The 4,508-nt window shown below is 61.1% G+C and carries 5 protein-coding genes; all 5 read left to right on the top strand.

Annotation, left to right across the window (positions count from 1 at the left end; all coding sequences use genetic code 11):
* On the top strand, positions 1-240 hold a 240-nt coding region (gene gatC / locus NEZ08_RS07160), incomplete at its 5' end, for an Asp-tRNA(Asn)/Glu-tRNA(Gln) amidotransferase subunit GatC (RefSeq protein WP_298105762.1).
* Positions 241-262: 22 nt separating this feature from the next.
* Positions 263-481 carry a hypothetical protein gene (locus tag NEZ08_RS07155; RefSeq protein ID WP_298105761.1) on the top strand — a complete coding sequence of 73 codons (219 nt, stop codon included), beginning with the start codon at positions 263-265 and terminating at the stop codon, positions 479-481.
* Positions 478-1,953, top strand: a complete 1,476-nt coding sequence (gene gatA / locus NEZ08_RS07150) for an Asp-tRNA(Asn)/Glu-tRNA(Gln) amidotransferase subunit GatA (protein ID WP_298105760.1) — start codon at positions 478-480, stop codon at positions 1,951-1,953. The genes NEZ08_RS07155 and gatA overlap by 4 nt, the downstream gene beginning before the upstream one ends.
* A gap of 2 nt (positions 1,954-1,955) precedes the next feature.
* Positions 1,956-2,237 carry a hypothetical protein gene (locus tag NEZ08_RS07145; protein ID WP_298105758.1) on the top strand — a complete coding sequence of 94 codons (282 nt, stop codon included), beginning with the start codon at positions 1,956-1,958 and terminating at the stop codon, positions 2,235-2,237.
* 5 nt (positions 2,238-2,242) lie between these two features.
* The gene (gene gatB / locus NEZ08_RS07140; protein ID WP_298105756.1) at positions 2,243-3,721 is read left to right on the top strand and encodes an Asp-tRNA(Asn)/Glu-tRNA(Gln) amidotransferase subunit GatB; all 1,479 of its coding nucleotides are present in this window, start codon (positions 2,243-2,245) and stop codon (positions 3,719-3,721) included.
* The last annotated feature ends 787 nt before the right edge of the window (positions 3,722-4,508 follow it).

Genomic DNA, 4,508 nt, shown 5'->3' with positions numbered 1-4,508 from the left:
ATCGGTGTGAAGGATTCCGAAATTGCCCATCTTCAGGGCGAGCTGAACGCAATGCTCAAGTTCGTTGAGCAGCTTGAAGAGGTCGACGTTGACGGCGTCGAGCCGATGACGTCGGTGACGCCAATGGCCATGAAGATGCGGGCCGATGTCGTCAACGATGGTGGCATCGCCGACGACATCATCAGGAATGCGCCGGAAACACAGGATCACTTCTTCCTGGTTCCGAAAGTCGTCGAGTAGAACTTATTGAGCGAGGCGTCCGATGTGCATGCTGTGCGACGATGAAAAGGCCTACCGCGCCTACATGGAATATCTCGACGCCATGGAGCGGCAGGGCAAGCAGGCCGATCCCGACAAGGCGATGGATGCCGTGCTTGACGCCTTGGAAGCCGCAAGTCAGGCCCGCGGCGAGGTCAAGCGGGACGATCCTGCCGACGACAAGACGCTGTCTCCCTTTTTCTGTAGCCCAGTAAATAAATGACCGATTTGACGTCGCTGACGCTGAGCGAGGCCCGCGATGGCCTCGCAGCAAAGTCTTTCACCTCGATGGAACTCACTGACGCCCATTTGAAGGCGATGGAAGCGGCGCGCGCGCTCAATGCGTTCGTGCTGGAGATGCCGGATCGTGCACGCGACATGGCGCGGGAGGTGGACGCCAAGATCGCCAAAGGCGAAGGCGGTCCACTTGCCGGTATTCCGCTCGGCATCAAGGATCTCTTTGCGACCAAGGATGTCAGAACGACAGCCTGCTCGAAGATTCTCGGCAATTTTGTGCCGACCTATGAGTCGACGGTGACATCGCAGCTCTGGCGCGATGGCGCGGTGCTGCTCGGCAAGCTCAACAACGACGAATTCGCGATGGGCTCGTCCAACGAGACGTCGTGCTTCGGCCCCGTGGTCAATCCCTGGCGGCGCGAGGGCTCCAACGCTTCGCTCGTGCCGGGCGGTTCATCCGGCGGCTCCGCCTCGGCGGTTGCCGCACTGCTTTGCATGGGCGCAACGGCGACCGACACTGGCGGATCAATCCGCCAGCCCGCAGCTTTCACGGCCACCGTCGGAATGAAGCCGACCTACGGGCGCTGTTCGCGCTGGGGCATCGTCGCTTTTGCCTCCTCGCTCGATCAGGCCGGCCCGATCGGCCGCACCGTGCGCGATACCGCGATCCTGATGCGCTCAATGGCAGGCCATGACCCGAAGGACACCACCTCTGTTGAACGGCCGGTGCCGGATTACGAGGCGGCGATCGGAAAGTCCGTGAAGGGCATGAAGATCGGCATTCCCAGGGAGTATCGTCTCGATGGCATGCCGGCGGAAATCGAAAAGCTCTGGAGCGCGGGCGCCGACTGGTTGAAGGCGGCAGGCGCCGAGCTCGTCGAAGTGTCGCTGCCGCACACCAAATATGCTCTGCCGGCCTATTACATTGTGGCGCCGGCCGAGGCTTCATCCAACCTCGCGCGTTACGACGGCGTGCGCTACGGGCTCCGGGTACCGGGTCGCGCGATCGCCGACATGTATGAGAATACGCGCGCTGAAGGTTTTGGCGCGGAAGTGCGCCGCCGCGTGATGATCGGCACCTACGTGCTGTCGGCCGGCTATTACGATGCCTACTATTTGCGGGCGCAAAAAGTCCGCACGCTGATCAAGAAGGATTTTGAGGACTGTTTCGCGCGAGGGGTGAACGCGATCCTCACCCCGGCGACCCCATCGGCAGCCTTTGGCGTCGGCGAGAAGGGCGGCGCCGACCCGGTCGAGATGTATCTCAACGACATCTTCACGGTGACGGTCAACATGGCCGGCTTGCCGGGTATCGCGGTCCCAGCGGGCAAGGATTCACAAAACCTGCCGCTCGGCCTGCAACTGATCGGGCGTCCCTTCGATGAAGAGACGCTGTTCTCGCTCGGCGAGGTCATCGAGCAGGCGGCCGGCCGCTTTACGCCGGCGAGGTGGTGGTGACGATGGCTCACCTCAAATCTACGCTCGCAAACGCAGCGCCAGAAAGCAGTCTCAGCTCCCCGCTCGCCGCGCTGTGGTGGGCGGCCAAGGGCGACTGGGATGCGGCGCACAAGATCGTCCAGGACGAGAGCGATGCCAATTCCGCCTGGGTGCACGCGTATCTGCACCGCGTTGAGGGCGATCTCTCCAACGCCGGATACTGGTATCGCCAGGCCGGCCAGCCGGTCGCAAAGGGTTCACTGGAAAACGAATGGGAGCGGATCGTCTCCGCTCTCGAAGGTTAAAAAATATGACGGCAACCGGCGGCAAATTGATCAAGGGGACGACCGGAGACTGGGAAGTCGTGATCGGGATGGAAGTCCATGCCCAGGTCACGTCGAATGCGAAGCTTTTTTCCGGCGCCTCGACGGCATTCGGCGGTGAGCCGAATTCCCATGTCTCGCTGGTCGATGCGGCGATGCCGGGCATGCTGCCCGTCATCAACGAGGAATGCGTCCGCCAGGCGGTGCGCACCGGGCTTGGGCTGAATGCGAAGATCAACCTGCGCTCGGTGTTCGACCGAAAGAACTATTTCTATCCTGACCTGCCGCAGGGCTACCAGATCAGCCAGTACAAGTCGCCGATCGTCGGCGAGGGCGAGATCACGGTCGATCTCGAGGGCGGCAGGACAGCCACCATCGGCATCGAGCGGCTGCATCTGGAACAGGACCCCGGCAAAATGTTGCACGACCAGTCGCCGTCGCTGTCGTTTATCGACTTCAACCGCTGCGGCGTGGCGCTGATGGAGATCGTCTCCACGCCTGATATCCGCGATGCCGAGCAGGCCAAGGCTTACGTCACCAAGCTGCGCTCGATCCTGCGTTATCTCGGCACCTGCGACGGCGACATGGAGAAAGGGTCCTTGCGCGCGGACGTCAACGTCTCCGTGCGCAAGCCCGGCGGCCCGCTCGGCACCCGCTGCGAAATCAAGAATCTGAACTCGATCAATTTCATCGGCCAGGCGATCGAATACGAGGCGCGGCGGCAGATCGAGATCATCGAGGAGGGCGGCTCGATCGAGCTGGAAACACGCCGGTTCGACCCCAACAGGGGCGAAACGTACTCGATGCGCTCCAAGGAGGAAGCGCACGACTATCGTTATTTCCCGGATCCCGACCTGTTGCCGCTCGAGTTCACCGACGCCTACGTTGCCGAGCTTAAAGCGCACCTGCCGGAGCTGCCGGATCAGAAGAAAGCACGTTTCATGGCCGAGCTGGGCCTGTCGCCCTATGACGCGGGCGTGCTGGTGGCCGAGCGCGAAAGTGCGAATTTCTTCGAGGCGGTGCTGGCCGCGGTTTCTGACAAGGTGCGTGACGGCAAGATCGCTGCCAACTGGGTCATCAATGAACTGTTCGGACGATTGAACAAGGAAGGCGTGGCAATCGGCGCTTCCCCGGTCTCGGCCGTGCAACTCGGCGGCATCGTCGGCCTGATCGGTGAGGGCACGATCTCCGGCAAGATCGCCAAGGATCTGTTCGAGATCGTCTGGCAAGAGGGTGGCGACCCCCGCGCGATCGTCGAGACGCGCGGCATGAAGCAGGTGACAGATCTTTCCGCGATCGAGAAGGTGGTCGACGAGATCATCGCGGCGAATCCGGACAAGGTCGCGCAGGCCAAGGCCAAACCGCAGGCGCTCGGCTGGTTCGTCGGCCAGGTGATGAAATCATCCGGCGGCAAGGCCAACCCGCAAGCTGTCAACGACCTGCTGAAGTCCAAGCTAGGCATCTGACTTAGCCGCACCGCGACTTGCTGCGGCTCGTCGCGCCTCGCGCATGATCATCGAACATGCACGACGTTTGCGCGCCGTATGCAGCGCGAAGACGCCCCGAATCGGCCGCAATCGAGTCGGCCTGGAATCGGCGTTCGGCGGGCGTGGATGAGACGCCGGGGCGCTCATCGAGAAAAATTTTTTTGTTGCCAAAATCCAAGACTCAGAGTCCGCGAATGAGCCCTGCCAGCCGACTTGCGTATCTCGCGCAGCATCCGACATGCAGCGATTGCACGCATCGCCAATAACGAAAAACACTACAATACAAGCCTATTCCTGCATTGTTGCGAATGTCGCGTCGACGTTGCGTCGGAATTTCCTGCATCGGCGTGCGAACGTTATCTCGTCGCTTCCGGCGTTGCGCATCACGCTCTCGCCGCGCGAGGCGTCAATACTTCCTTAAGCGGGAAGCTGTTTTTTTCAATGCGTTGGTGTATTCGGGATGCAGTGCATTTCGATTCCCGAGTGCACGCAGCAATTAAGCCATCTCACATTGGAGGGCACCATGGCTAAGAAAGCGAAGAAGGCGAAGAAGGCGAAGAGCGCAGTGAAGAAGACTGCGAAGAAGACCCGCAAGGTCTCCAAGAAGAAGTAAGTCTCGCCTGACGAAGATGCCGGCGGTTTTATGCCGGCACGTCACACGAGCCTTCGGACCGTTCGCTTCACTCGCGGGAGCGAATTTGAAGAGTGGCTCTTGTCGACGAAAGAGGGTGTCGGCGAGACATCAGGTCAAACGGCTGGACCGCCA

Origin of the sequence: Bradyrhizobium sp., assembly GCF_027451485.1 — a bacterium.
Classification (GTDB): Bacteria; Pseudomonadota; Alphaproteobacteria; order Rhizobiales; family Xanthobacteraceae; genus Bradyrhizobium.
Note: the sequence above shows the minus strand (reverse complement) of the source record. Positions and strands in the feature narration are given on the sequence as shown.

Bases quoted from the DNA above. Each gene is read 5' to 3' on its own strand.
- NEZ08_RS07155 (WP_298105761.1), top strand. From the start codon at position 263: ATGTGCATGCTGTGCGACGATGAAAAGGCCTACCGCGCCTACATGGAA.
- gatA (WP_298105760.1), top strand. From the start codon at position 478: ATGACCGATTTGACGTCGCTGACGCTGAGCGAGGCCCGCGATGGCCTC.
- NEZ08_RS07145 (WP_298105758.1), top strand. From the start codon at position 1,956: ATGGCTCACCTCAAATCTACGCTCGCAAACGCAGCGCCAGAAAGCAGT.
- gatB (WP_298105756.1), top strand. From the start codon at position 2,243: ATGACGGCAACCGGCGGCAAATTGATCAAGGGGACGACCGGAGACTGG.